The sequence below is a fragment of the Pseudomonas sp. GM21 genome (genome assembly GCF_000282215.1).
Classification (GTDB): domain Bacteria; phylum Pseudomonadota; class Gammaproteobacteria; order Pseudomonadales; family Pseudomonadaceae; genus Aquipseudomonas.
In genome coordinates this window covers 59,427-84,218 of record NZ_AKJS01000144.1, presented here as the reverse complement: position 1 = coordinate 84,218, position 24,792 = coordinate 59,427, and the positions used below count along the sequence as shown (strand labels likewise).

Below are 24,792 nucleotides of genomic sequence, written 5' to 3'. Positions count from 1 at the left end.
CTTGAAGTGTTACACGGTCCAGCGGACGACGGCGAGATCGGGTTTTAGCGTGGCGACGCTTTGGGTCATGCCTTGGGCGTTGGTCTGGCCTTTGACGATGCGGCCTTCGGCGGTTTCGATTTCGTAGCCTTGTTCGGCAATCGGTTCGCCATTGCCGGCACTGACGGCTTTGAACTCCACCACGGGCTGGCCAATGATCGGCAGGGGGGGAATGAAGGGCGCGGGGGTGTGGGTGCTGCCGATGATGACATCGCCGGAGCCGCCGATGACCACGCCGCCATGGTTCGTAGTGCCATCGAGGGTCATGGCGTTCAGGCCGTTGATGAACACCGTTGAGGAGAAGCCGCCGCTGAGTGCCTGGCCACAGGTACATTGGTCGCCGACTCTCGCCGCGGCGAGGCCATTGAAAAACACGTCGGGGGAGCCGCTGGCGATGGGGTTGGTGCCATGGCCCGGAAGCGGGCAGGTGGTCGGGTCCGTGACGCGTGCAGCCGGTTTTCCAGACATATGCATTCCTTGTCATTGTCGTTTGATGCGAGCGGGGGACGCTAACCACCGGGGGCCTGTGCGTCAACCTTTGGAGTGCCGACCGTACCAAGCACCACACGGATTGGCTGTAGGAAAACGCTTAATATTTCGAGAGCTTGGAGTCGTGTTTAAAAACATTCCGAGTTACTTCTCGGAGGCTACAACGCCTTGCGTAGTTGCCTACGGCTACGCCAGAATCCGCCGGCTTGTGCGCCTTTGCCTTGGTCTCTATCGTTTCCCTGCCACTGCCTTTCAGTGGTCGGGTTTAGTAGCCCGAGGTGTTTTCAGTAAGGTGCAGAAGCGCTATCAGTCAGATTTTCTATCTGAACTTGATGGTGGCTGTGCGCAGGGCGCTTCGGCGCGCCGGCAATGCTGATTCTCCCCGGTCTACTAACCTGCGCACAGCCGCCACCCTTCTTTTAGTAGAGATCGGTAGCGGCTCCACTCAGGAGTAAATCAGCATATGTTCAAGGTAACGCCCAACCCACCGGACACCGATCCGGTTCCCCACGACTTCCCCCCACGCAAACCCAGCACCATCTTCCTCATAGACCCCAAGGTCGACAACGAAACCCTGCTCGCTCACGCCTGCGAATCATTGGCGTCAGCCAGCATCATGGCCAGTGATTTCGCCGGGTTTCTGGAGGGACCTCAACGCCACACCCTGCTGGGCATTCAGCAGGTGATCATGCTTGGGGAGTTGGCGGTGAATCGAGTGTTGGATAACCTCGATCCACCGGTCAGCCACTAATCCTTAAACCTTGCGCAAAAAAATGTGGGAGCGATCTTGCTCGCGATGGCGGCCTGTCAGTCAACGAAAATGTTGAATCTGATGGCCTCATCGCGAGCAAGCTCGCTCCCACAGGTTTTGCGTAGACGCCGGGGTTATTGGCCCGGAATGTCCTTGCGCAGTTTCACCGGGTCTTGCTGTTTCTTCTTTTTCGCGATGGCCGTGCGCATCCTGATGTTGATCGCTTCAACCGCCAGCGAGAACGCCATGGCGAAGTAGACGTAGCCTTTTGGCACGTGGAAGTCCAGGGATTCGGCAATCAGCACGGTACCGACGATCAGCAGGAACGACAGCGCCAGCATCTTCAGGGAAGGGTGCTTGTCGATGAACTCGCTGATGGTGCCGGACGCCCACATCATCACCAGTACGGCAACGACGATCGCGGCGACCATGACCGGAACATGGGAGACCATGCCGACCGCGGTGATGACCGAATCCAGCGAGAACACGATGTCGATGATCGCGATCTGGACGATGGTGTAGAGGAAGTTGCCGCCCTTGCCGCTCGGCTCTTCGTTGGTTTCGTCTTCACCTTCCAGCGCGTGGTACATCTCTTGCGAGCTCTTCCACAGCAGGAACAAACCACCGAAGAACAGGATCAGGTCACGCCCGGAAATACCCTGGCCGAACACTACGAACAGGTCCGCCGTGAGGCGCATGACCCAGGTGATCGACAGCAACAACAGGATCCGCGTGATCATGGCCAGTGCCAGACCGAAAATCCGCGTGCGCGCCTGCAAGTGCTTGGGCATGCGGCTGACCAGGATCGAAATCATGATGATGTTGTCGATGCCCAGGACGATTTCCAGGGCGGTCAGGGTAAAGAAGGCAACCCAGATTTCAGGGTTGGTCAGCCATTCCATGTGTATTCCTTTGAGCGATTGTTAAACCACGAAAGGCCCGGACTTCAAACTGCGAAGACCGGACCCGTCATGGTGAGTCGTTGGTTATAGAGTGCTGAACAGCGGAAAAATCCCCATCAGCAATGCTGCAAACAGTATGCACAAGCAGACCAGTACTGCCCACTTCAAGGTAAACCGCTGATGGTCACCGAATTCAATGCCGGCCAGCGCCACCAACAAGTAGGTCGATGGTACCAGCGGGCTCAACAAGTGGACGGGCTGACCGACGATCGAGGCACGTGCCATTTCAACTGCGGTTATACCGTAATGACTGGCGGCTTCGGCAAGAACTGGTAACACGCCGTAATAAAATGCGTCGTTCGACATGAAAAACGTGAACGGCATGCTCACCAACGCCGTGATCACAGCCAGGTACGGGCCGAGGAAATCCGGGATGACCGCCAACAGGCTTTTGGACATCGCGTCGACCATGCCGGTGCCGGTCAGGATACCGGTGAAGATACCGGCGGCAAAGATCAGGCCGACCACCGACAGAACGCTACCGGCGTGGGCTGCAACGCGATCCTTCTGCATTTGCAGGCAAGGATAGTTGACGATCATCGCGATACTGAACGCCACCATGAACAGTACCGGCAGCGGCAACAGGCCGGCGACCAGCGTGCACATCAGGGCCAGGGTCAGGAAGCCGTTGAACCAGATCAACTTCGGACGACGAGCGTCAGGGAACTGCGAAACGGTGATTTCGCTGTGGTCGATTTCATCGCCGATCAGGTGCAATTCACCCAGACGCGCACGCTCGCGCTTACCGTAGAAGTAAGCAATCGCCAGGATCGCCAGCACACCGGCCAGCATCGCTGGAATCATCGGTACGAAAATATCGGATGGGTCCACATGCAGTGCGCTGGCCGCACGAGCGGTCGGGCCACCCCATGGGGTCATGTTCATCACGCCCCCGGCGAGGATGATCAGACCGGCCATGATCCGCGGGCTCATGCCGATGCGGCTGTAGAGCGGCAGCATGGCGGCCACGCAGATCATATAAGTGGTCGCGCCGTCCCCATCAAGGGACACGACAAGCGCCAGTACGGCGGTGCCGACCGACACTTTCAACGGGTCGCCCTTGACCAGTTTGAGGATCTTGCGCACTGCCGGGTCAAACAGGCCGGAGTCGATCATCAGGGCGAAGTACAGAATGGCGAACATCAGCATCACACCGGTCGGCGCGAGCTTGGTGATGCCTTCGAGCATCATTGGGCCGATTTTCCCCGCAAAACCACCGAACAGGGCAAAGAGGATCGGGATGATGATCAAGGCGATCAGCGCGGACAGGCGCTTGGTCATGATCAGGAACATGAACGTGATGACCATGGCAAAGCCAAGGAAAGTCAGCATGGGAATACTCCAGGCGTAGCGCGGCTAGGGGAAATGGGCGAACCGGATGGGGTCAGCGCAGAACGGGAGGCACGAGACGTACGGTCGGAGTAACAGCAAAGCGGCGGGTAGCAGAGGACATCAGAATCACCATTGTTGTTGTTTAATGGGCTGTGCGAGCGATAAAACGCTGGCACTGGCCAACCGGTCTGTTGCCGGCAGTGGGGGCGATCCTAATCGGGGAAGCTTTCAGCAAGCTTTCGCTGGTGAAAGCTCTGACAAGAGGCATGATCAGTTTCAGGCAAAAAGAAAGAAGTTGAACACGGAGAGTCGTAAGACTCTTCCGTCATTTCTGAAAGGCCTTGCTTCTGGCTGTATGGACGGGAGTCGCAATGCTAGGCTTGCGCCCCACTGCACAGTTTGAGAGGAGCCCCAACCAATGCTCAACAGCGTTGAATTAGACAATTTCGGTCCTTTACGAAGAATCCGCTGGAGCAAGCTCTCAAACTTGAATCTGATCATTGGAGCAAACAGCAGCGGCAAGACATTTTTGCTCAAGGCGTTGTATTGCACGATGCGCACGCTTGAGGAGTACCAGCGCGGAAATGAACAGCGTTCCGCCGCAGAAATTCTGACAGATAAGCTCTACTGGACGTTTCAGGCAGACAAGATAGGCGACCTGGTAACAAAAAGTGCAGATGGTCCTTTGGGCTGCAAAGTCAAAGTCGACTCACGCGAATTTCGTTACGGGTTCGGCAAAGATACGACCAAGAACATTGCGTCTCTGGAAAATCACGTCCCACCAAGAGGCAGCAACTCTATATTTCTTCCTCCTAAGGAAGTGCTTTCGCTTCAGCACATCATTTTGAAAAGCCGTGATGTGGATAAAGACTTTGGTTTCGACGATACCTACTACGACTTGGCTAAAGCCCTGCGGCTTTTACCGACAAAAGGAAAGAACCACGCTCATTTCGCAAAGGCCCGGGAGAGCCTGGAAGACATGTTCGGTGGAAAAGTAGAGTTCGATAGCAGCGCCAATCGCTGGCAGTTCAAAAAGGGCAATCAGAAATTTCAGATCGGTTCGACGGCTGAAGGGATCAAGAAAATTGCAATCCTCGACACTTTGCTGGGTAATCGATATCTGACCAAAGACTCGATAGTGTTCATCGATGAGCCAGAATCTGCTCTGCACCCGGTCGCGATAACCAAACTGATCGACATCATTGTGTCTCTTGCTGATAGCGGTATTCAGTTCTTCATCGCAAGCCATTCATATTTTGTAGTCAAAGCTCTCTACCTGGCTGCACGCCGACAACAAGTATCCATCCCCGTGCTTTCCTCAATAGAAGACCAATGGATAACCAACGACCTTCGGGCCGGAATGCCTGAAAACCCGATAATCGATGAGTCCATTAGGCTATATGAACAGGAAGTGGAGTTAGCGCTGGGATGAGTATCGAATTTATAGAGTCTGAAATGCGGTTTGGCCCCTTCCAGGAAGAAAATTGCTTTCGAATTGAGCAGAGTGGCTTGTATAGAAGAATCCAGGACGGGTTGAAAATTCCTGAGTTTGTTCTTCTGCGCTCGCAACCTGGGGATATAGCCAGCGTATGGATTGTGGAGGCTAAAACTAGCGTACCCAGGGAAGGAGAACGCTTGAATCAATACATGGGAGAAATCCGGGAAAAGCTGACTAACGCGATCCAGATCATTTTCGCGGGACGCCTTCTACGCCACCCCGAAGCGATACACGAGTTTCCAAGAGCTCTTCAAGAGTTCGACTTGCAAGCTGCTGGTTTCAAATGCGTGCTCGTGATCAATGGGGCACCCAAACAATACATGGCGCCTTTGCAAAGCGCCCTGGCTAAAGAAATGGGCACTATCGTGAAAACACTAGGGTTGGATCCAGATTCAGTTGCTGTAATCAATGATGAGCAGGCGCGAAACTACCGATTGATCGTGTGATAACTGTTCCTGACTCAAAGGAGCGTTGTTATGTTGGGTATTCACACCGGCGGCTGCCACTGCGGCCATCTGCGCTATCAATTCAGCGGACCGTTGCACGACATCGCCCACTGTCATTGTTCGATCTGCCGACGGGTCAGCGGCGCAATCGTCACCACCTGGATCACCGTGCCGGCGTCAGCCTTTCAATGGCTGAAAGGCACACCTGCGCAGTACGACTCTTCTTCAACCTGTGTGCGTTATTTCTGCCCGAACTGTGGCGCCCAGCTGGCGCTGCTGACCCGTCTGAGCCCCGAGAGCATCGACGTGACCATCGCTACCCTCGACCACCCGGAACTGGCCCCAGCCGAGCGGCATATCTGGACCGACAGTCGTTTGCCCTGGCTGCACCTGGACGAGCATTTACCCGGTGAAGCGCAAGAAACAATCTGATCAGAAAACAGACAGATCCAGCGGTCGGATCGCGCCCATCCAGATCGCGTGCTCGGTGTGATCGAGCAAGTCGTCGCCCGTGTCCGGGTGCAGGAACACCACCAACCCCTTGCGGTTGAGCGCCAGCCACGGCAGAACTTCACCTATGAGTTCGGGGCTGAACGCCAGCTGGCAGCTCCAGTCCGGGTGCGGGCCGACCGGGCGTTCGTGTACGCGCCCCATTTTTAGCGGGAACAACTGCGCCGCCTGCTCGCACAACGCCCGCGCCTGATCGATTGTTCTGGCATCGAAATACACATGGGCGTGATAACCCTTGATCTGCTGCATCTGAATCCCTCTAAAACCCGGTCGAACCCTCACCGTTTCCCACAGGTCACACGCTATATACGTAGGAAACAAGGAACTTCAGCCATGAAAAACGCCGAAACCCCCGTGGTAAAAGTGGTGCTTTATGGTGCCATGAGTAGCCTCGGCAGTGCGCTGATGGCTGAAATGCTGCGGCGCCAACATGAAGTAATCGCCATTCTCGATGACCTGACGGCGCTTGCGCCGCGGCCGGGCCTGCGAACAAAAACCGGCGACCTGTTCGAAGCGCAGCGCGTTAAACAAAGTGTGGCGGGTTGCTCGGCTGTCATCTGCCTGCTGGACGCACCCGGGTTGCCGTTCAACAGCGAACATGTGGAAAAAACCATTGTGCCCGGCCCCGTCGAGCAAGTGCTGGCCGTGGATGCGCTGATCGAGGGCATGCAGGCGGCAGGCATTACGCGGCTGTTTCTGGTGGGTGATTTCGAATTGCTGGACGATCCGGATATTGAAGATCAATTGCAACGCCACGCCGACGAAGAAATCCGCGAAGCTCTGCAAAACAGTACCTTGCACTGGACGTTGGTCAACGCACCTCGCGGCGTTTCCGGCCTGACGATTGAGCACTTCATTCATGTCAGCAGTAGCCTTGAACCCGGTTTGGCCGAACCGCTTCAACGCTTGAACCGCGTGGCCGTCGGAATTGCCGATGAACTAAAGCTGAATTTGCACGTTGGCGAACACGTTAACTTCATCGCCGCTGCCCCCTAAATAGCGATAGAGGGCAGCGCCAGGCCATTGAGCGACTGTGCACTGCTGGCTTGCTCGGCCATCAACCAGTCCACAAACTGTTGAATCAACACCCCACGGCGTTTTCGCTGGGGCAAGACCACGTAATAGCCCAGCCTGGATATTGCGGACTCCGCGATGGGTCGACATAACAAACCCTGCGCCAGCAAGTTATCCACAAGGTGCCGCCAGCCAATCGCCACACCTTGGCCGCCAATTGCCGCTTGAATCAGCAACGTGTAATTGTCAAAGCGCAGTTGCCCCGGTGCCGGGGCCGACGTTATCCCCAACTCGCGAAACACGCCGCTCCAGTCAAACCAGTTGCTACTGTGTTCGCCCCTTAAATGAAGCAACGGAAACTCCAACAGTGACTGAGCCGGCAGGGGAAGGGGTCGATCCTTGAGTAGTAGCGGACTGCAGACCGGAAACACTTCTTCGCTAAACAGCCAATGGCTTTCACCCTGTTTGAAACGTCCGTCACCGAACAACACCGCCACATCGATATCGGTGCGCAACATGTTGTGATTGCGTTCACTGGTGACCAGGCTGACATCGACTTGCGGATTGGCTTGGTGAAAGCGGTGCAAACGGGGCATCAGCCAGTACGCAGCGAAGGCAAAGTCGGTGGCCACCTGCAACACTTCATGTTGCTGCTGCGCGCTGATTGCGCTCAATCCCGCGTCGATATTCTGCAAACCGAGCTGAACCTGCTCGAAAAGAATAGTCCCGGCTTCTGTCAATTCGATGCCCCGGTAGATGCGATCAAACAGCCTAGTCCCGAGTTGCTCCTCCAACCGTTTGATCTGCTGACTAACCGCCGGCTGCGTGGTGCCAAGCTCCACAGCCGCAGCGGTGAAGCTGCGATGACGGGCTGCCGCTTCAAAGACACGCAGCAGGTCGAGAGAAAGATCACCAAGGGCGTCATACATAAGCTGGGCTAATCCTAGTCATTGCGTGGCATGGGCTTTACCGCAAACGGGCTGGGTAACATGCTCGATCGCAGCACTCTCGCATAAATATTCACTATGGAATGCCGCGATCACATGAAGCGCAAGAACATTCTCTTCATCATGGCCGATCAAATGGCCGCGCCAATGTTGCCGTTCTACGGTCCTTCGCCGATCAAACTCCCTAATCTCAGCCGCCTCGCCGCCCAAAGCGTCGTGTTCGATGCCGCGTATTGCAACAGCCCCTTGTGCGCGCCGTCGCGTTTCACCCTGGTCAGCGGCCAGTTGCCGAGCAAGATCGGCGCCTACGACAACGCGGCTGATTTCCCCGCCGACGTGCCGACTTATGCCCACTACCTGCGTCGCCTCGGCTACCGCACCGCGCTGTCGGGCAAGATGCACTTTTGCGGCCCGGACCAACTCCATGGCTACGAAGAACGCCTGACCAGCGACATTTACCCCGCCGATTACGGTTGGGCGGTGAATTGGGACGAGCCGGATGTGCGCCCGTCCTGGTATCACAACATGTCATCGGTGCTGCAAGCCGGGCTGTGCGTGCGTACCAATCAGCTCGATTTCGACGAAGAGGTGGTGTTCAAGGCCCAGCAATATTTGTTTGATCACATCCGCGAGGACGGCGACCAGCCGTTTTGTCTGACGGTTTCGATGACCCACCCGCACGATCCGTACACGATCCCCAAGACTTTCTGGGACATGTACGACGATGCCGACATCCCGTTACCCGAAACCCAGGCACAAACGGAACTCGACCCTCACTCCCAGCGTTTGCTCAAGGTTTACGACCTGTGGGACAAGCCGCTGCCTGTGGATAAGATTCGTGACGCTCGCCGCGCCTATTTCGGTGCGTGCAGCTATATAGACAGTAACGTCGGCAAACTTCTGCAAACGCTCGAAGAAACCGGGCTAATCGACGACACCATCATTGTGTTCTCCGGCGACCATGGCGACATGCTCGGCGAGCGTGGGCTCTGGTACAAAATGCACTGGTACGAAATGGCCGCCCGCGTGCCCCTGTTGATCAGTGCGCCGGGGCAATTCGGAGCAGGGCGCGTCAGTGCCGCGGTTTCCACCGCCGACCTGCTGCCCACCTTTGTGGAACTGGCCGGCGGCTCGCTGGAGCCAGGCTTGCCGCTGGACGGTCGCTCATTGGTTTCGCACCTGCAAGGGCAGGGCGGTCACGACGAAGTGTTCGGCGAATACATGGCCGAAGGCACTATCAGCCCATTGATGATGATCCGTCGCGGCGCTTACAAATTCATCTACAGCGAAGACGACCCGTGCCTACTCTTCGATGTACACAACGATCCGCGCGAACTGGAAGAACTCAGCCAATCGCCGCAACATCGTACACTTTTCGGAGAGTTTCTCGCTGAAGCACGCACCAAATGGAACATCTCGGCAATTCACCAACAAGTGCTCGCCAGCCAGCGGCGCCGGCGTTTCGTTGTCGATGCGTTGACCCTCGGCAAGCTGAAGAGCTGGGATCACCAGCCGCTGGTGGACGCCAGTCAGCAGTACATGCGCAACCACATCGACCTTGATGATCTGGAGCGCAAAGCACGTTATCCACAACCCTGCCAAAACCAATAATGCTAAGGGGAAGTCCATGCAAAGGTTATCCACAGTACTGACGGTCGGGCTTCTGGCTCTGGGCAGCGCGTCGGCCTATGCCGATCAAAGCTGCGAGACGGTGAAAATGGCCGACCCTGGCTGGAGCGACATCGCCGCGACTAACGCCATCACCGGGTTTCTGCTGGATGGCATGGGCTACAAGGCCAAAGTCGACACCCTCGCGGTGCCGATCACCTTTGGCGGGTTGAAGGATGGGCAGGTCGATGTGTTCCTGGGTAACTGGATGCCGGCGCAGCAGGGCTTCTACGACAAGTTCGTGGCCACGGGTGATGTCACGCAGTTAGCCAAGAACCTCGACGGCACCGAGTTCACGCTAGCGGTTCCGGACTACGTCTGGGACGCGGGGGTGCAAGACTTTGCCGACCTGAACAAATTCGCCGACAAGTTCGACAAGAAAATCTACGGCATTGGCTCCGGCGCGCCAGCGAACATTTCGTTGCAGGAGATCATCAAGAAGAATGATTTCGACATGGGCCAGTGGAAACTGGTTGAATCCAGCGAGCAGGCAATGCTGGCCGAAGTGTCTCGCGCGGTGAAAAAACAGAAATTCGTCACCTTCCTCGGCTGGACCCCGCACCCGATGAACGTGCAGCTGAAAATGCATTACCTGAAGGGCGGCGAGAAATATTTCGGTGACACCGGCAGTGTTCATACCTTGACCCGCAAGGGATACGCCGAAGCCTGTCCGAACGTTGGCAAGCTATTGACCAACCTGAGTTTCACCCAGGACATGGAGAACAGCATCATGTCTGAAGTGGTGAACAAGAAAATCAGCAATGCGCAGGCGGCCAAGGCGTGGATCAAGGCCAACCCGGCGGTGCTGGATAAATGGCTGGATGGCGTGAAGACCGCAGATGGCAAAGACGCATTGCCAGCCGTCAAAGCCAGGTTGTAAGGCATGATCGTTCCCACGCTCTGCGTGGGAATGCATCCCGTAGCGGACGCAGAGCGTCCATGGCGGCATTCCCACGCAGAGCGTGGGAACGATCGGACAAGCGTCTGTCCTGATACTCTTGCGCAAAACCCCAACCGAGAAGACCCATGGCCTTCCCCAGCCGCCATTCTCTCTTCCCCTTCCTCAGTTGGTTGCCCCGGCAAACCCGCGCCAGCGTCGGGCGTGACCTTATCGTCGGCCTCAGCGGGGCCATTCTTGCGTTGCCGCAATCCATTGCCTATGCACTGATCGCAGGTCTTCCACCGGAGTATGGCTTGTACGCCGCGATCATCCCGGTGTTGATTGCTTGTCTCTGGGGTTCGTCGTGGCATTTGATCTGCGGTCCTACAGCGGCGATTTCTATCGTCTTGTACGCCAGCGTCAGTCCTCTGGCCGTTCCCGCGTCAGAGGACTACGTCACCCTGATCCTGCTTCTGACGTTGCTCGCCGGCATTTTCCAGTGGTTGCTCGGTTTGCTGCGCTTCGGCGCCCTGGTGAATTTCATCTCTCACTCGGTGGTGCTGGGTTTCACCTTTGGTGCAGCGGTGGTGATCGTCATCGGGCAACTACCGAACCTGCTGGGGCTGGACTTGCCCGGCCAGGCCACGGCGCTGGACAGTTTTTTGATGCTGTTCAAGCATCTCGGCGCCTTGGATAAACCCTCGTTGGCGCTGGGCCTGGCGACGGTCGTTGCCGGCGCGGTCCTGAAGTTGTTGCTGCCTCGCTGGCCGACTTTGCTGATTACGCTAATTCTGGGCGGATTGCTGGTGTGGTGCTGGCCAGCGATGTTCGGCCATGTGAAGTTGGTCAGCGCGTTTGTCGGGCGCTTGCCACCCTTCAGCCCGTTGCCGCTGGACCTGGACCTGATCCTGCGTTTGCTGCCCAGCGCAGTGGCGGTGGGGATGTTGGGGCTGGTGACCAGTCTGTCGATTGCCCGCTCCCTGTCGGCCCGTTCGCAGCAATTGATCGATGCCAACCAGGAAGTCAGAGCCCAGGGCCTATCGAACATGGTCGGGGCGTTTTTTTCCGGCTCGCTGTCCGCCGGTTCCTTTACTCGCTCGGGCCTGAGCTACGACGCGGGGGCCTGTTCACCGATGGCTGGCGTATTTTCAGCCCTGTGGGTGGCGCTGTTCGCGATCTTCGGTGCAGAGCTGATCGCCCACATCCCGATCCCGGCCATGGCTGGCAGCATTCTGTTAATCGCGTGGGGACTGGTGGACCATCGCGGTATTCGCGCCTTGTGGCGGGTCAGCCACGCCGAGTTCCTGGTCATGGCGCTAACCTGTGTCGCCACGTTGCTGCTGGAGTTGCAGACGGCCATCTACGCCGGGGTGCTGGCGTCCTTGTTCTTCTACCTCAAACGCACCTCGCAACCGCGCGTCCAGCATTCTCACGAGGGTGATGAAGACATTTTGCGGGTAGGTGGGTCGATCTTTTTCGGCGCCAGCCATTACCTGCAAGTGCGCTTGCAACGCCTGCACGGCGCGCGGGTGGTGATCGAGGCGCAGCAGATCAACTTCATCGACTATTCAGGGGTGGAAATGCTGCATCAGGAAGCGCGTCGGCTGCTCAAGCAGGATCGCAGCCTGACGTTGCGGCGGGCAAGGCCGCAGGTAGTGGAGGAATTGAGGAAGCTTGAAGGGGCGGAGAAATGCCCGATCCGGTTTGAAGACTGATCCGACTTGCCCCCGATTGCTTTTAAAGGGCGAGTTGGCGGCGCAGTTCAGCCAGTACCGGCGCTGTGTCCGGGCGCACGCCGCGCCACAGGAAGAAGGCTTCCGCCGCTTGTTCCGCGAGCATACCCAAGCCATCCATCGCGACGGCCGCGCCATTTTCCGTGGCCCAACGGCAGAACGAAGTCGGCTCCTTGCCATACATCATGTCGTAGCAGACGGTTTTACCCGGCTCGATCAAGCTGCCGGCAATGGGCGGTACATCGCCCGACAGGCTCGCCGATGTCGCATTGATGATCAGGTCCACCGACTCCTCCAACCAATCGAAACCACTGGCCGACACCGGTCCCAGATCCGCGAACAATTCCGCCAGCAACTCGGCTTTCTCAACCGTGCGGTTGGCGATGACCACTGAGGCCGGTTGCTGGGCCAGCAGCGGCTCCAGCGCACCACGCACCGCGCCGCCGGCGCCCAGCAGCAGGATGCGTTTGCCCTTGAGGCTGAAACCGGCGTTGACCGTCAGATCCCGCACCAGCCCGGCACCGTCAGTGTTGTCGCCCAGCAATGTGCCATCGGCGAGTTTGCTCAAGGTGTTTACCGCACCGGCCCGCTGCGCACGTTCCGTCAGGCTGTCGGCCAGGCGGAAGGCGTCTTCCTTGAACGGCACCGTCACATTCGCCCCGCGACCTTCACGGAAAAACGCCCGGGCAAAGTCGGAAAAATCGTCGAGCGGCGCCAGCGAGGTGCTGTAGTCCAATTGCTGAGCGGTTTGCTCGGCAAACAAACGGTGGATCAGCGGCGACTTGCTGTGGCCAATCGGGTTACCGAATACGACGTAACGGTCCATCAGAACTCCTCGTTCAGGCCTCGGCCAACCAATTACGGTCTTGCAGGAAGTACTCGGTCAGGCGGGCTTCTTCGCTGCCCGGTTCGGCTTTCCAGTCATAGCCCCAGCGCACTTGCGGTGGCAACGACATCAGAATCGACTCGGTACGCCCACCCGATTGCAGGCCAAACAGCGTGCCACGGTCGTAGACCAGGTTGAACTCCACGTAGCGGCCGCGACGGAATTCCTGGAACTCACGCTGCTTCGCGGTGAACGCATCATTTTTGCGGCGTTGCACAATCGGCAGGTACGCATCGATGTAGGCATCGCCGATGGCGCGCAAGAACGCGAAGCTGGTGTCGAAGTCCCACTCGTTCAAGTCATCGAAGAACAGACCGCCGATACCGCGTGGCTCGTGGCGATGCTTGATGTGGAAATAGCTGTCGCACCAGGCTTTGTAGCGCGAATAGACGTCCGGACCGAACGGCGCACAGGCCCGCTCGGCGACGCGGTGCCAGTGCACGCAGTCTTCTTCATTGCCGTAGTAAGGCGTCAGATCGAAGCCGCCGCCGAACCACCAGACCGGTTCCTCACCCTCTTTTTCAGCAATGAAAAAGCGCACGTTGGCGTGGGAAGTCGGCACATGAGGATTATGCGGGTGAATGACCAACGACACGCCCAAGGCTTCGAAGCCGCGGCCGGCCAATTCCGGGCGATGAGCGCTGGCGGACGGTGGCAGACCGCTGCCAAAGACGTGGGAAAAGTTGACGCCGCCCTTTTCGATCACTGAGCCATTTTCGATCACACGGGTGCGACCGCCACCGCCGGCAGCCCGGGTCCAGGCGTCTTCGACGAAGTGCGTGCCGCCGTCTTCGGCTTCCAGCGCAGCACAAATACGGTCTTGCAGGTTAAGCAGATAGGCTTTTACGGCCTCGGTGCGGGTCGTCATGTCATCACCTTGATCGGGCAAAGCTACGCGGCGCTCCATCGGAGCGGGGGTCCGACGCAAATGGGCGCGTAGCATAACATCGCCGAAGGGCCTGCCGCAGTTGACGAAGATCAAGCTTGGGAGTTCGATAGGGGGCTTCGTGCTACACCTCCCGTAGCCAAGACCCAAGGAGTAGGCAGATGGCTAAGCGTATCCAGTTCCGCGCCCATGGCGGTCCCGAAGTACTCGAATATGTCGATTACCAACCCGCCGAGCCCGGTCCACAGCAGGTTCGCGTCACCAACAAGGCCATCGGCCTGAATTTTATCGACACCTATTACCGCAGCGGTCTGTATGCACCACCCGCCTTGCCATCGGGCGTGGGTTCGGAAGGCGCGGGCGTGGTCGAAGCGGTAGGCAGCGAGGTCACGCGCTTCAAGGTCGGTGATCGCGTGGCGTACGGCAGCGGACCGTTGGGCGCCTACAGCGACGTTCACGTATTACCCGAGGCCAATCTGGTGCTGCTGCCGGATGCGATCAGCTTCGAAACGGCCGCCGGGGTCATGCTCAAGGGGCTGACCGTGCAGTACCTGCTGCGTCAGACTTATGAACTCAAGGGTGGCGAAACTATCCTGTTCCACGCCGCTGCCGGCGGTGTCGGCTCGCTGGCCTGCCAATGGGCCAAGGCCTTGGGTGTGAAATTGATCGGTACGGTCAGCTCCCCCGAGAAAGCCGCACTGGCCCAGGCCAACGGCGCCTGGGCAACCATCGACTACAGCCACGAAAACGTCGCTCAACGTGTGCTGGAATTGACCGACGGGAAGAAAGTGCCGGTGGTGTATGACGGCGTCGGTAAAGACACCTGGCTGACGTCGCTGGATAGCGTATCCCAGCGCGGGCTGGTGGTGAGCTTTGGCAACGCGTCAGGTGCGGTGGACGGGGTCAATCTGGGGATCCTGGCGGCGAAGGGCTCGCTGTACGTGACCCGGCCAACGCTGGCGACTTACGCCAACAACGCCGAGAACCTGCAACGGATGGCGGATGAATTGTTCGAAATGATCAGCAGCGGGAAGTTGAACGTGGATATCAGCCACACCTACTCGTTGGCTGACGCGGCGAAGGCGCAAACCGAGTTGTCGGCGCGGCGCACGACTGGCTCGACTGTTTTGTTGCCTTGAGGGCCTCTTCGCGAGCAAGCCCGCTCCCACATTCGATCATTGTTGAACGCAAATTTTGTGTTCACTGAAGATCCAGTGTGGGAGCGGGCTTGCTCGCGAAGAACGATAACGCGGTGTCAGTCCGGGCGCACAACGTGGCCAGTCGCCAGATCCCGGATAACGCTCGGATTCTTGCGCCCCCCCAAGTTCCCGCCCAACACAAAATCCACCTGCCCACGGAAATACTGGTCTACGCGAATCCGCGTGCGCGCCGCCGGGCGTCCCTGTGGGTTGGCCGAGGTTGAGACCAGCGGCCCGACTGCGGCGCACAAATCCCGCACCAGTGGATGATCGCTGACCCGCAGCGCTACCGTTTCATGTACCCCGGTGATCCATTGCGGCAACAGATTCTGATGCGGCACCAGCCAGGTGTTCGGCCCCGGCCAGGTACTGGCCATGCGGTCCATCCAGAGTTCAGGGAAGTCTTCGAAGAGAAAATCGAATTGGCGGATGTTATCGGCCACCAGAATCAGGCCCTTCTCCACTGACCGCCCCTTGATTGCCAGCAGACGATAGACCGCCGCTTCATCCCACGGGTCGCAACCCAACCCCCAGACCGCTTCGGTTGGATAGGCAATCACCGCCCCTGCACGAACGGCTTGCGCGGCTTGTTGCACTCGCCAACTGTTGACCATGAAAAACTCTCCGGAATAAGGCTCTGCGCAGTTTACCGATCTTCCTTATAAAACCTAGCTCACCCGCGCAAACCAGCGCCCGCTTTCGCAGACGGCGCGACCGTCCATTTCCAGCTCCGTCAATGCGGCCAGCACTTTGGGCAAGGCCCAGCCACTGGTGATAGCTAAAGCTTCACTGGTGTGCGGAGCCGCATGCAGCAACATGAGCAGCGGATGGGTCACCGAAGGTGCCTCGGTGGACAACGGCATCTGTTGCCAGCCGCGCAAGGCTTCGAGGATATGTTCGATAGTTTCCACCAGCATCGCGCCGTCACGGATCAGTTGATGGCAGCCCTTGGCGCCGGGATGATGAATCGACCCGGGAATCGCGTACACCTCGCGACCTTGCTCCGCTGCCAGCCTCGCGGTGATCAACGAACCACTCGCCACACTGGCCTCGACCACCAGCACGCCGAGGGACAAACCGCTGATGATCCGGTTACGCCGGGGGAAGTTGCTGGCGCTAGGGCCGGCGTCCAGCGGGAACTCCGAAAGCACCGCACTGCCCGACGCGATCATGGCATCGGCGAGTCGTCGATTGCGTTGTGGATAAAACTTTTCAAGTCCCGTGCCAAGTACACCCACCGTTCGCCCGCCGACGTCCAAAGCGGCTTGATGCGCGGCAGCATCAATGCCCAGCGCCAGACCACTGGTGATGACGAAACCGGCGCCGGCCAGGCTGCGGGAAAACGCGGCGGCCGTGTCCATGCCCGGACGTGAGGCGCGTCGGCTACCGACCATCGCCAGCTGCGGTTTTTCCAGAATGCCCGGGGCGCCCGCGACGAATAACAGGGGCGGAGCGTCGCTGATTTCTGCGAGCAGCGCAGGGTACTCAGGCTGGTCCCACATCAGTAAATGCTGGCCCGGACGCTCTAGCCAGGCCAATGCGTGGCTGGCGCCGTCACGCACTTCATTGGCGCGGCGAGCCTCGGCGCACGCCAATGGCAGGCCTAGTGACCGCCAGGCGCTGGCCGGCGCGCTGATGGCTTTGGATGCCGAGCCGAAGGCCTCAAGCAGTTTCTTGAACCGCGCCGGGCCGAGTTCAGGCAAACGGTGCAAACGTAAACGAGCTTCCAGTTCAGCAGGGGAAACCGGTGTAACGGCAGGCAGTGACATTGGATCATCCTTGATCGTTATGAGCCCCGTCGAAACGGGAATAAGCTGTGGATAACTCTGTTGGTAACTTGTGGAGCCGACTTATGGATTTCGCACTTTGTCCATGATGGCCAGAGAGCGCGAAGCATTGAGGACCAGCCCGTAGCTGAGTTTGTCGTAGGTGCGGAAAACCATGAGCAATCCGGCCCGCTCATCGGGGATTTTCAGTGGCTCGCCAGTAATCCGGTCGCGCACGGTTTCACCGGTTTTCATCACCACCAGTACATTGCCTTCGGCCAAGCCATCGCGCTGCCCCTTGTTCAGCGTGACCACATCCAGCGCACCGATCTGTGTCACACCACGCGGAACATCGATGATCAACCCGTCAACCGCGGTTTTCGGCGCACTGGGCATGAAGGTCGAGTTGATCGACCGTTCCTCACCGCTGAACAAACGGTCGCCGAGACGCACTTCCTGGGTCGTGCGCTGCAAGGCGAGGGTCGCGACATCGCCTTCGGTGGCGACAATTTCGCCACCACCGATGTCATCGGCGTTGATCCCCAAGAACTCCTGGGTCTCGGGGTCGGTGTAGACCTTGCCCTGGCGGAAGATGCCATAAGCCGGCTGATCTGGATTGAAATGGCCGCGGGCGAAGATGCGATCTCCGGTGCCGCTGAGCACACGTTCGGCATCGCCGGCCACGACATAGGGCGCCTTGTCGAACTCCTCGACCTTGTCGACGATCCGGTTGCTCAGTAAAAAGCTGTTGATTGATCGTAGCGGAATGCTCGGGATGGCATCGGCCACCGGCGAGGTGCGCACCTGTGGCGAGAGCTTGAGGGTGCCGCGCGAGGCGCCGCGATTGAGGGTCAGGTGCGGCTGGCCGTTGACGTATACCACCGACAGCGAGTCGCCGGGATAGATGAGATCAGGGTTTTCGATATGCGAATTGGCCTGCCACAGTTCAGGCCATTGCCACGGCTGGCGCAGGTATTTAGCGGAAATGTCCCAGAGTGTGTCCCCCGCAACCACGGTGTATTGCTGTGGAAAACCTTCCTTGAGTTGCACTTGCCCGTGCGCCAGACCGGCCGAAGCCAGAAGGAGCAAGGCGAGTAGTGATTTCCTCATGCGGTGAATCCCTTTATTATGTGCATTCGCGTGAAACGCTTTAGCCCTCAGTGGCTCGCTCCCGGCTTGCTTATGAAGAGAAGGGAGCTACGTTTTACAACGGTAGCCTGCCTCTTCGGACTCACCAGGCGACCGACCCGACCTTACTTCACACGTGCAGTCATCAAGCTTATGGCCATTTTAAACATCCTCGAATTCCCCGACTCGCGTCTGCGCACTATCGCCAAACCTGTGGCCGTAGTGGACGACGAAGTGCGTCAGTTGGTCGATGACATGTTTGAAACAATGTATGAAGCGCCAGGCATCGGCCTCGCCGCGACCCAAGTCAACGTACACAAACGTATCGTGGTGATGGACCTCTCCGAAGACCGCTCCGAACCACGGGTGTTCATCAACCCCGAGTTCGAAACCCTGACCGACGAGATGGAGCAGTATCAGGAAGGCTGTCTTTCGGTACCGGGCTTCTACGAAAACGTCGATCGCCCGCAGAAGGTCAAGGTCAAGGCCCTGGACCGCGACGGCCAGCCTTACGAACTGATCGCCGAAGGCCTGCTCGCCGTGTGCATCCAGCATGAATGCGACCACCTGAACGGCAAATTGTTCGTCGATTACCTGTCCAGCCTCAAACGCGACCGAATCAAGAAGAAACTGGAAAAGCTCCATCGCCAGAACGCTTGATGCCCTTCTTTCAAAGGCTTGCTGCGGCAAGCCTTTTTCTTTTGCGACTGCTTTGTAAATGAGAGTTTTTACATGACTGAGCCACTGCGCATCGTCTTTGCCGGCACCCCGGAATTCGCCGCCGAACACCTCAAGGCCCTGCTCGATAGCCCATACGAGATCGTCGCGGTTTACACCCAGCCGGACCGTCCGGCGGGCCGTGGGCAAAAGCTGATGCCGAGCCCGGTCAAGCAACTCGCACTGGAAAACAACATCCCGGTGTTGCAGCCGCCAACCCTGCGCAACGAAGACGCTCAGGCTGAACTGGAAGCGCTTAAGCCGGACTTGCTGGTGGTGGTCGCCTACGGCCTGATCCTGCCGCAAGCGGTACTGGATATTCCGCGCCTGGGCTGCATTAACAGCCACGCGTCCCTGCTGCCGCGCTGGCGTGGGGCCGCGCCGATCCAGCGCGCCGTCGAAGCGGGCGACAGTGAAAGCGGCGTGACCGTGATGCGCATGGAGCTGGGCCTGGACACCGGGCCGATGCTGCTCAAAGTCATAACGCCGATCACGGGTGACGACACTGGCGGCAGTCTCCACGATCGTCTGGCCGAACTGGGTCCATCGGCGGTGATTCAAGCGATTGCCGGCCTCGCCGCCGGTACGCTGGAAGGTGAAGTGCAGGACGACAGTCTCGCCACTTATGCTCATAAATTGAACAAGGACGAAGCGCGCATAGACTGGACTCGGCCGGCCATCGAGCTTGAACGCCTGGTCCGCGCCTTCAACCCATGGCCGGTTACCCACAGCACGCTGAACGGCGAAGCGCTGAAAGTGCTGGCCGCGAGCCTCGCTGAAGACAAAGGCGCACCGGGGGAAATCCTCAGCGCCAGCAAGGACGGTTTGATCGTCGCTTGCGGTGAGCAGGCGTTGTGTCTGACCCGTCTGCAATTGCCCGGCGGCAAGGCGCTGAACTTCAGCGACCTGTTCAATAGCCGTCGTGAGAAATTCGCCGTCGGCACCATGCTCGGTCAAGCGGTGGACGCTCAATGAACCCGCGTCTGGCCGCCGCCAAGGCACTCGCCGCTGTTCTTAACGGAAAAGCCTCGCTCAACAGTTCCCTGCCGACCCAAATGGACAGGGTTGAAGACCGCGATCGCGGCTTCACTCAGGACTTGGCGTTCGGCACCGCGCGCTGGCAGCCACGGCTGTCGGCGTTGGCGGCCAAATTGCTGCAAAAGCCCTTCAAAGCGGCGGATGCCGATGTCGAAGCGCTGTTGCTGGTCGGTCTCTATCAGTTGCTCTACACCCGAGTCCCGGCCCACGCCGCCATCGGTGAAACGGTCGGTTGCGCCGACAAGCTGAAAAAACCATGGGCCAAAGCCTTGCTCAACGCCGTGTTGCGCCGCGCCCAGCGTGAAAGCGAAGCATTGCTGGCCGAGCTTGAACACGACCCGGTGGTGCGCACGGCGCATCCGCGCTGGCTGCAAAAATCCCTGAAAGCGTTCTGGCCCGAGCAATGGGAAGCCATTTGCGCGGCGAACAACGCGCATCCACCGATGATTCTGCGGGTTAACCGTCGCCATCACGCTCGCGACGCCTACCTTGGGCTGTTGACCGAAGCGGGGATCGCTGCGACGCCGTGTGTCTACAGTCAGGACGGCATCATCCTTGAGGCCGCCGCCGACGTACGCAGCCTGCCGGGCTTCGCCGAAGGCTGGATCAGCGTGCAGGATGAAGCCGCGCAACTGGCTGCCGACCTGCTCGACCTGGCGCCGGGCCAACGAGTGCTCGATGCCTGTTGCGCACCGGGCGGCAAAACCTGCCACATCCTTGAAGCCGAGCCACAACTGGCCGGTGTCGTGGCGGTGGACCTCGAAGCCAAGCGTCTGGTGCGGGTGCGAGAAAACCTCGCACGTCTGGGCCTGAGCGCCGAACTCATTGCCGCCGACGGGCGCGACACCGCCACCTGGTGGGACGGCAAACCGTTCCAGCGCATCTTGCTGGATGCGCCGTGCTCGGCCACCGGCGTCATCCGTCGTCACCCGGACATCAAACTGACGCGCCAGCCCGACGACATCGCCGCGCTTGCAGTGCTTCAGGGCGAATTGCTCGATGCTATGTGGATAACTTTGGACGTTGGCGGCATCCTGCTTTATGCCACTTGTTCCACGCTGCCGACGGAAAACACCGAAGTCATCGAAGCGTTCCTCGCCCGTACGCCAGGCGCTCGTGAGCTTGACCTCGCCACAGCGGCCGGCATCAAGCAACCTCACGGTCGCCAGTTACTGGCCCAGGAAGGCGGGCACGACGGGTTTTACTACGCCAAGCTGATCAAGATTGCCGCCGCGCGCGGTTAACGGATTGAATGGAGTGACTGGATGAAAATCATCATCCTCGGTGCGGGGCAGGTCGGCGGTTCGCTGGCAGAACATTTGGCCAGTGAAGCCAATGACATCACGGTGGTCGACACCGACGGCGAACGCCTGCGCGACCTCGGCGATCGGCTGGACATCCGCACCGTTCAGGGCCGTGGCTCACTGCCGACAGTGCTGCGCCAGGCCGGTGCGGACGATGCCGACATGCTGGTGGCCGTGACCAATAGCGACGAAACCAACATGGTGGCCTGTCAGGTCGCCCACACGCTGTTCCATACGCCGACCAAAATCGCACGCGTGCGCGAAGCCTCCTACCTCACGCGCTCCGAATTGTTCGATAACGACGCGATCCCGGTCGATGTGCTGATCAGCCCTGAACAAGTGGTGACCAACTACATCAAGCGCCTGATCGAGCATCCGGGCGCCTTGCAGGTGATCGACTTCGCCGAAGGCAAAGCGCAGTTGGTCGCGGTTAAGGCGTACTACGGCGGGCCGCTGGTGGGTCAGCAACTGCGGCAATTGCGCGAACACATGCCGAATGTCGAAACCCGCGTCGCCGCGATTTTCCGTCGCGACCGGCCGATTCTGCCGCAGGGTGACACGGTCATCGAGGCGGACGACGAGGTGTTTTTCATCGCCGCCAAGGCCAACATTCGCGCAGTAATGAGCGAAATGCGCCGGCTGGATGAAACCTACAAACGCATCGTCATTGCCGGGGGCGGGCAAATCGGTGAGCGTCTGGCCGAGGCCATCGAAAGCCGCTACCAGGTGAAGATCATCGAGATGAGCCCGGCTCGCTGCCGCCATCTCTCGGACACCCTCGACAGCACCGTGGTGTTGCAAGGCAGTGCCTCCGACCGAGATTTGCTGATGGAAGAGAACATCGCCGACGCTGATATCTTCCTGGCCCTGACCAACGATGACGAAGCCAACATCATGTCTTCGCTGCTGGCCAAGCGCCTGGGCGCGAAGAAGGTGATGACGATCATCAACAACCCGGCGTACGTTGATTTGATTCAGGGCGGCGACATCGACATCGCCATCAGCCCGCAACTGGCAACCATCGGCACCTTGCTGGCCCACGTGCGCCGTGGCGATATTGTCAGCGTGCACTCATTACGTCGGGGCGCGGCGGAAGCCATCGAGGCGATTGCCCATGGTGATGCGAAGTCGAGCAAGGTGATTGGCAAGGCCATCCAGAACATCGGCTTACCGCCGGGTACAACAATTGGTGCGATCATTCGTGATGAGGAAGTGATCATTGCCCATGACAAGACGGTGATCGAATCCGGCGACCATGTGATTTTGTTCCTTGTGGATAAAAAGCACATTCGGGATGTGGAGAAGCTGTTTCATGTGGGGTTGAGCTTCTTCTGACTGATCGTTCCCACGCTCTGCGTGGGAATGCAGCCCAGACGCTCCGCGTCCTTACCGAAGCGGACGCGGAGCGTCCATTGAGGTATTCCCACGCAGAGCGTGGGAACGATCACTGAACCCATCACTCACAGGAAGCACTGATGCTCGAATCCCTGGAAAAAATGCTCGCCAAGGGTGTGGATAACTCGCTGCTACGTTTTGGCTTGGGCAAGGGTTATCTGGATCTTGGGGAAAACGCCAAGGCTGCCGCACATTTCCAGCGTTGCGTCGAATTCGATCCGAAGTATTCAGCGGCCTGGAAACTGTTAGGCAAGGCCTGCCTGGCGCAAGAGGAGTTCGCGGCGGCTCGCAAAGCGTGGGAACAAGGCCTGGAAGCCGCCCGCGCACACGGCGACAAGCAGGCGGAGAAGGAGATGACGGTGTTTCTGAAGAAACTTGAGCGAAACGCGCACTGATCAGAGATAACGCAGGCCTATCCCTTCACCATCCACCTGAATCACTTCCATGCGCACACGCGGCGCACCTGTGGGTAAGTCCTGCACCTGCCCGTAAACCACCGCGCCTTTTGGCAACGAAGACAGGCCCGGATGCTTGACGTAGACGCCCGTAGTCGAAAGATTGCGTGTCTGGCCCAGGCATTCGCCGAAGCTTTCATGACTGATTTTGATGCGAAACGATTTGCGGTGTTCGGACATCTGCTGCGCCCTTAAATGAACAGTTGTGGATAACCCTGGCCCGAGGATTATCCACAGATCATGCCAGTTGACTCAATACCAGCGTTCTTCACCCGGTGGCCGTTTCTTGAAGCGCTTCATGCTCCACATGTACTGACTTGGATAAGCCCGCACATAACGCTCGACCACTTGGCTCATGGCCGCGCAGGAGGTCTCGGTATCGGTGCTGTACATGGCATCTGGCGCCGCTTCCAGGATCACTTTGTAACCCGAACCGTCCGGCAAACGCAGCGCATGCAGGAACACGCCGACCGCTTTGCCGCCCGCGAGCATGTTCGGCACGAACTTGCTGGTCAGCGCCTGGGTGGCAAAGAAGGGCACGAAGATCCCGGCGGATTCGGCCGGTTCCGGGTCAGCCGGAATGCCCACTGCACCACCTTTGCGCACTTCCTTGATCACGCTGAGGATGCCTTCCTTGGTGGAAGCCGCCACTCGGTTGCCCAATTGCACCCGCTGTTTGCGCAGCAATTCATCCACAGCCTTCAACTTCGGTGGCCGATAGAAAATGATCGGTTTGCACTGGTTGCAATAGAAGTGGTTCAACACTTCCCAGTTACCCAAATGGCTGGTGATGCCCACGACACCTTTGCCGGAGGCGAGGGCGTCCTTCAACACGTCGAGGCCTTCGACTTCGCGCACCAGGTCGATGGACCGCTGCGCCGGCCAGATCCAGGCGCAGGCGCTTTCGGTCAGGGACTTGCCGATGTCTTTCAGACTCTGGCCGACCAGGCGTTCGCGTTCGGCGGGGTCCATGTCCGGAAAACACTTGGCCAGATTGATCCGCACCACGTCGCGGGAACGGTTGGGGGTTTTCCACATGGCCCAGCCAATCGCCGAGCCAACGGCCTGAACGGCCCGCCACGGGAGCAGGGCAAACAGCCGCAGAGCGCCTACCAGCAAGGCGCCTTTAAACTTATCCACAGGTCACTCCTGATTTTGTGCTGTGCGCGAGGCGGCTATTCTAACCGCCGTTCGCCAGAGTCGCGTAGCGATCGCAATCGCGGGTGTGGTCCATGACCATGCCCGAGGCCTGCATCAGCGCGTAACAAATCGTCGGCCCGACGAACGTGAAACCGGCCTTTTTCAGGCCTTTGCTCATTTCCACCGCCACCGGCGTGACGGCCGGGACTTCAGTGCGATCCTTGAAATGATTGATCACAGGCGTACCGCCGACGAAGGACCAGAGAAACTCCACCGGGTCCTCCAGCGCCAGCCAGGCCTGGGCATTGCGCCGGGCAGCATTGAGTTTGAGGCGGTTGCGGATGATGCCTGGATCGAGCATCAATTCATCGATTTCCGCATCGCTCATCTGTGCCACGCGCTGGACATCGAAGCCGAACAGCACCTCGCGATAACGCTCCCGTTTACGCAAGACCGTGATCCATGAGAGGCCGGCCTGGAACCCTTCGAGCAAAAGCAACTCGAACAATCCCTGCGCATCGCGTAGCGGCGTGCCCCACTCCTGGTCGTGATAAGCCATGTACAGCGGATCTTCGGAACACCAAAAGCAGCGTGGCATAAGGCTCCAGG

27 protein-coding genes are annotated in these 24,792 nt (G+C 58.8%); 14 read left to right on the top strand and 13 right to left on the bottom strand.

Annotated features, from left to right (window positions below; translation table 11 throughout):
• Window positions 1-9 precede the first annotated feature (9 nt).
• Complete coding sequence (locus PMI22_RS05585) at window positions 10-507, bottom strand: PAAR domain-containing protein (RefSeq protein ID WP_007948149.1); 498 nt, start codon at window positions 505-507, stop codon at window positions 10-12.
• A gap of 484 nt (window positions 508-991) precedes the next feature.
• On the opposite strand from PMI22_RS05585, the gene PMI22_RS05590 reads away from it, so the two are divergent.
• Complete coding sequence (locus PMI22_RS05590; RefSeq protein ID WP_007948148.1) at window positions 992-1,279, top strand: DUF6124 family protein; 288 nt, start codon at window positions 992-994, stop codon at window positions 1,277-1,279.
• A gap of 134 nt (window positions 1,280-1,413) precedes the next feature.
• Here PMI22_RS05590 and PMI22_RS05595 read toward each other — a convergent pair whose 3' ends face one another.
• Window positions 1,414-2,181, bottom strand: a complete 768-nt coding sequence (locus PMI22_RS05595; protein WP_007948147.1) for a TerC family protein — start codon at window positions 2,179-2,181, stop codon at window positions 1,414-1,416.
• A gap of 84 nt (window positions 2,182-2,265) precedes the next feature.
• On the bottom strand, window positions 2,266-3,573 hold the full coding sequence (locus tag PMI22_RS05600) for a CitMHS family transporter (protein WP_007948144.1): 1,308 nt from the start codon (window positions 3,571-3,573) through the stop codon (window positions 2,266-2,268).
• A 418-nt stretch (window positions 3,574-3,991) separates the two neighbouring features.
• On the opposite strand from PMI22_RS05600, the gene PMI22_RS05605 reads away from it, so the two are divergent.
• The 3 genes from PMI22_RS05605 to PMI22_RS05615 are packed head-to-tail and all read left to right on the top strand — an operon-like array spanning window position 3,992 to window position 5,949.
• Window positions 3,992-5,005, top strand: a complete 1,014-nt coding sequence (locus PMI22_RS05605) for an AAA family ATPase (RefSeq protein WP_007948141.1) — start codon at window positions 3,992-3,994, stop codon at window positions 5,003-5,005.
• Window positions 5,002-5,517 (top strand): hypothetical protein, encoded by a 516-nt coding sequence (locus PMI22_RS05610; protein WP_007948140.1) that lies wholly within the window; start codon window positions 5,002-5,004, stop codon window positions 5,515-5,517. The genes PMI22_RS05605 and PMI22_RS05610 overlap by 4 nt, the downstream gene beginning before the upstream one ends.
• 30 nt (window positions 5,518-5,547) lie before the next feature.
• Window positions 5,548-5,949: a GFA family protein gene (locus PMI22_RS05615; protein ID WP_007948139.1), complete on the top strand. Its 402-nt coding sequence runs from the start codon at window positions 5,548-5,550 to the stop codon at window positions 5,947-5,949.
• Here PMI22_RS05615 and PMI22_RS05620 read toward each other — a convergent pair whose 3' ends face one another.
• Window positions 5,950-6,276: a DOPA 4,5-dioxygenase family protein gene (locus PMI22_RS05620; RefSeq protein WP_007948137.1), complete on the bottom strand. Its 327-nt coding sequence runs from the start codon at window positions 6,274-6,276 to the stop codon at window positions 5,950-5,952.
• An 84-nt stretch (window positions 6,277-6,360) separates the two neighbouring features.
• On the opposite strand from PMI22_RS05620, the gene PMI22_RS05625 reads away from it, so the two are divergent.
• On the top strand, window positions 6,361-7,023 hold the full coding sequence (locus PMI22_RS05625) for an NAD(P)-dependent oxidoreductase (RefSeq protein WP_007948134.1): 663 nt from the start codon (window positions 6,361-6,363) through the stop codon (window positions 7,021-7,023).
• Here PMI22_RS05625 and PMI22_RS05630 read toward each other — a convergent pair.
• Window positions 7,020-7,970: a choline sulfate utilization transcriptional regulator gene (locus tag PMI22_RS05630; protein WP_007948133.1), complete on the bottom strand. Its 951-nt coding sequence runs from the start codon at window positions 7,968-7,970 to the stop codon at window positions 7,020-7,022. The two genes, PMI22_RS05625 and PMI22_RS05630, sit on opposite strands and share 4 nt — an antisense overlap.
• A 114-nt stretch (window positions 7,971-8,084) precedes the next feature.
• On the opposite strand from PMI22_RS05630, the gene betC reads away from it, so the two are divergent.
• The 3 genes from betC to PMI22_RS05645 all read left to right on the top strand — a co-directional run bounded on the left by betC (window position 8,085) and on the right by PMI22_RS05645 (window position 12,251).
• Complete coding sequence (betC, locus tag PMI22_RS05635) at window positions 8,085-9,599, top strand: choline-sulfatase (protein WP_007948132.1); 1,515 nt, start codon at window positions 8,085-8,087, stop codon at window positions 9,597-9,599.
• Window positions 9,600-9,615: 16 nt separating this feature from the next.
• Window positions 9,616-10,536, top strand: coding sequence for a choline ABC transporter substrate-binding protein (gene choX, locus PMI22_RS05640; protein ID WP_007948131.1), 921 nt, complete (start codon window positions 9,616-9,618; stop codon window positions 10,534-10,536).
• Between the two features lie 146 nt (window positions 10,537-10,682).
• Window positions 10,683-12,251: a SulP family inorganic anion transporter gene (locus PMI22_RS05645; RefSeq protein WP_007948130.1), complete on the top strand. Its 1,569-nt coding sequence runs from the start codon at window positions 10,683-10,685 to the stop codon at window positions 12,249-12,251.
• A gap of 22 nt (window positions 12,252-12,273) precedes the next feature.
• On the opposite strand, the gene aroE is transcribed toward PMI22_RS05645, so the two are convergent.
• Together aroE and hemF are read right to left on the bottom strand one after the other, a co-directional pair.
• Window positions 12,274-13,095, bottom strand: coding sequence for a shikimate dehydrogenase (gene aroE, locus PMI22_RS05650; RefSeq protein ID WP_007948128.1), 822 nt, complete (start codon window positions 13,093-13,095; stop codon window positions 12,274-12,276).
• 13 nt (window positions 13,096-13,108) lie between these two features.
• On the bottom strand, window positions 13,109-14,023 hold the full coding sequence (hemF, locus tag PMI22_RS05655; RefSeq protein ID WP_007948127.1) for an oxygen-dependent coproporphyrinogen oxidase: 915 nt from the start codon (window positions 14,021-14,023) through the stop codon (window positions 13,109-13,111).
• 179 nt (window positions 14,024-14,202) lie between these two features.
• Here hemF and PMI22_RS05660 point away from each other — a divergent pair, with 179 nt between their 5' ends.
• Entirely contained in the window at window positions 14,203-15,180 is a 978-nt protein-coding gene (locus tag PMI22_RS05660) for an NADPH:quinone reductase (RefSeq protein WP_007948126.1), read from the top strand.
• A 116-nt stretch (window positions 15,181-15,296) separates the two neighbouring features.
• Here PMI22_RS05660 and PMI22_RS05665 read toward each other — a convergent pair whose 3' ends face one another.
• The 3 genes from PMI22_RS05665 to PMI22_RS05675 form a co-directional block, all read right to left on the bottom strand.
• Window positions 15,297-15,854 carry an L-threonylcarbamoyladenylate synthase gene (locus tag PMI22_RS05665; protein WP_007948125.1) on the bottom strand — a complete coding sequence of 186 codons (558 nt, stop codon included), beginning with the start codon at window positions 15,852-15,854 and terminating at the stop codon, window positions 15,297-15,299.
• Window positions 15,855-15,908: 54 nt separating this feature from the next.
• Window positions 15,909-17,009: a DNA-processing protein DprA gene (gene dprA / locus PMI22_RS05670; protein ID WP_007948124.1), complete on the bottom strand. Its 1,101-nt coding sequence runs from the start codon at window positions 17,007-17,009 to the stop codon at window positions 15,909-15,911.
• Between the two features lie 81 nt (window positions 17,010-17,090).
• Window positions 17,091-18,116, bottom strand: coding sequence for a LysM peptidoglycan-binding domain-containing protein (locus PMI22_RS05675; protein ID WP_007948123.1), 1,026 nt, complete (start codon window positions 18,114-18,116; stop codon window positions 17,091-17,093).
• A gap of 171 nt (window positions 18,117-18,287) precedes the next feature.
• On the opposite strand from PMI22_RS05675, the gene def reads away from it, so the two are divergent.
• From def to PMI22_RS05700, 5 genes are all read left to right on the top strand, one after another.
• On the top strand, window positions 18,288-18,794 hold the full coding sequence (def, locus tag PMI22_RS05680; RefSeq protein WP_007948122.1) for a peptide deformylase: 507 nt from the start codon (window positions 18,288-18,290) through the stop codon (window positions 18,792-18,794).
• A gap of 72 nt (window positions 18,795-18,866) precedes the next feature.
• Entirely contained in the window at window positions 18,867-19,826 is a 960-nt protein-coding gene (gene fmt, locus PMI22_RS05685) for a methionyl-tRNA formyltransferase (protein ID WP_007948121.1), read from the top strand.
• Window positions 19,823-21,133, top strand: a complete 1,311-nt coding sequence (rsmB, locus tag PMI22_RS05690; RefSeq protein WP_007948120.1) for a 16S rRNA (cytosine(967)-C(5))-methyltransferase RsmB — start codon at window positions 19,823-19,825, stop codon at window positions 21,131-21,133. Before fmt ends, rsmB begins: the two co-directional genes overlap by 4 nt.
• 21 nt (window positions 21,134-21,154) lie before the next feature.
• Entirely contained in the window at window positions 21,155-22,528 is a 1,374-nt protein-coding gene (trkA, locus tag PMI22_RS05695) for a Trk system potassium transporter TrkA (protein ID WP_007948119.1), read from the top strand.
• A gap of 140 nt (window positions 22,529-22,668) precedes the next feature.
• Window positions 22,669-22,983, top strand: a complete 315-nt coding sequence (locus PMI22_RS05700) for a tetratricopeptide repeat protein (RefSeq protein ID WP_007948118.1) — start codon at window positions 22,669-22,671, stop codon at window positions 22,981-22,983.
• On the opposite strand, the gene PMI22_RS05705 is transcribed toward PMI22_RS05700, so the two are convergent.
• The 3 genes from PMI22_RS05705 to tag form a co-directional block, all read right to left on the bottom strand.
• Window positions 22,984-23,223 carry a PilZ domain-containing protein gene (locus tag PMI22_RS05705; protein ID WP_007948117.1) on the bottom strand — a complete coding sequence of 80 codons (240 nt, stop codon included), beginning with the start codon at window positions 23,221-23,223 and terminating at the stop codon, window positions 22,984-22,986.
• A gap of 72 nt (window positions 23,224-23,295) precedes the next feature.
• On the bottom strand, window positions 23,296-24,183 hold the full coding sequence (locus PMI22_RS05710) for a lysophospholipid acyltransferase (RefSeq protein WP_007948115.1): 888 nt from the start codon (window positions 24,181-24,183) through the stop codon (window positions 23,296-23,298).
• Between the two features lie 40 nt (window positions 24,184-24,223).
• On the bottom strand, window positions 24,224-24,781 hold the full coding sequence (tag, locus tag PMI22_RS05715) for a DNA-3-methyladenine glycosylase I (protein WP_007948114.1): 558 nt from the start codon (window positions 24,779-24,781) through the stop codon (window positions 24,224-24,226).
• Window positions 24,782-24,792: the final 11 nt, after the last annotated feature.

Coding starts and splice junctions, on each gene's coding strand:
- PMI22_RS05585 (WP_007948149.1), bottom strand. CDS start 507: ATGTCTGGAAAACCGGCTGCACGCGTCACGGACCCGACCACCTGCCCG.
- PMI22_RS05590 (WP_007948148.1), top strand. CDS start 992: ATGTTCAAGGTAACGCCCAACCCACCGGACACCGATCCGGTTCCCCAC.
- PMI22_RS05595 (WP_007948147.1), bottom strand. CDS start 2,181: ATGGAATGGCTGACCAACCCTGAAATCTGGGTTGCCTTCTTTACCCTG.
- PMI22_RS05600 (WP_007948144.1), bottom strand. CDS start 3,573: ATGCTGACTTTCCTTGGCTTTGCCATGGTCATCACGTTCATGTTCCTG.
- PMI22_RS05605 (WP_007948141.1), top strand. CDS start 3,992: ATGCTCAACAGCGTTGAATTAGACAATTTCGGTCCTTTACGAAGAATC.
- PMI22_RS05610 (WP_007948140.1), top strand. CDS start 5,002: ATGAGTATCGAATTTATAGAGTCTGAAATGCGGTTTGGCCCCTTCCAG.
- PMI22_RS05615 (WP_007948139.1), top strand. CDS start 5,548: ATGTTGGGTATTCACACCGGCGGCTGCCACTGCGGCCATCTGCGCTAT.
- PMI22_RS05620 (WP_007948137.1), bottom strand. CDS start 6,276: ATGCAGCAGATCAAGGGTTATCACGCCCATGTGTATTTCGATGCCAGA.
- PMI22_RS05625 (WP_007948134.1), top strand. CDS start 6,361: ATGAAAAACGCCGAAACCCCCGTGGTAAAAGTGGTGCTTTATGGTGCC.
- PMI22_RS05630 (WP_007948133.1), bottom strand. CDS start 7,970: ATGTATGACGCCCTTGGTGATCTTTCTCTCGACCTGCTGCGTGTCTTT.
- betC (WP_007948132.1), top strand. CDS start 8,085: ATGAAGCGCAAGAACATTCTCTTCATCATGGCCGATCAAATGGCCGCG.
- choX (WP_007948131.1), top strand. CDS start 9,616: ATGCAAAGGTTATCCACAGTACTGACGGTCGGGCTTCTGGCTCTGGGC.
- PMI22_RS05645 (WP_007948130.1), top strand. CDS start 10,683: ATGGCCTTCCCCAGCCGCCATTCTCTCTTCCCCTTCCTCAGTTGGTTG.
- aroE (WP_007948128.1), bottom strand. CDS start 13,095: ATGGACCGTTACGTCGTATTCGGTAACCCGATTGGCCACAGCAAGTCG.
- hemF (WP_007948127.1), bottom strand. CDS start 14,023: ATGACGACCCGCACCGAGGCCGTAAAAGCCTATCTGCTTAACCTGCAA.
- PMI22_RS05660 (WP_007948126.1), top strand. CDS start 14,203: ATGGCTAAGCGTATCCAGTTCCGCGCCCATGGCGGTCCCGAAGTACTC.
- PMI22_RS05665 (WP_007948125.1), bottom strand. CDS start 15,854: ATGGTCAACAGTTGGCGAGTGCAACAAGCCGCGCAAGCCGTTCGTGCA.
- dprA (WP_007948124.1), bottom strand. CDS start 17,009: ATGTCACTGCCTGCCGTTACACCGGTTTCCCCTGCTGAACTGGAAGCT.
- PMI22_RS05675 (WP_007948123.1), bottom strand. CDS start 18,116: ATGAGGAAATCACTACTCGCCTTGCTCCTTCTGGCTTCGGCCGGTCTG.
- def (WP_007948122.1), top strand. CDS start 18,288: ATGGCCATTTTAAACATCCTCGAATTCCCCGACTCGCGTCTGCGCACT.
- fmt (WP_007948121.1), top strand. CDS start 18,867: ATGACTGAGCCACTGCGCATCGTCTTTGCCGGCACCCCGGAATTCGCC.
- rsmB (WP_007948120.1), top strand. CDS start 19,823: ATGAACCCGCGTCTGGCCGCCGCCAAGGCACTCGCCGCTGTTCTTAAC.
- trkA (WP_007948119.1), top strand. CDS start 21,155: ATGAAAATCATCATCCTCGGTGCGGGGCAGGTCGGCGGTTCGCTGGCA.
- PMI22_RS05700 (WP_007948118.1), top strand. CDS start 22,669: ATGCTCGAATCCCTGGAAAAAATGCTCGCCAAGGGTGTGGATAACTCG.
- PMI22_RS05705 (WP_007948117.1), bottom strand. CDS start 23,223: ATGTCCGAACACCGCAAATCGTTTCGCATCAAAATCAGTCATGAAAGC.
- tag (WP_007948114.1), bottom strand. CDS start 24,781: ATGCCACGCTGCTTTTGGTGTTCCGAAGATCCGCTGTACATGGCTTAT.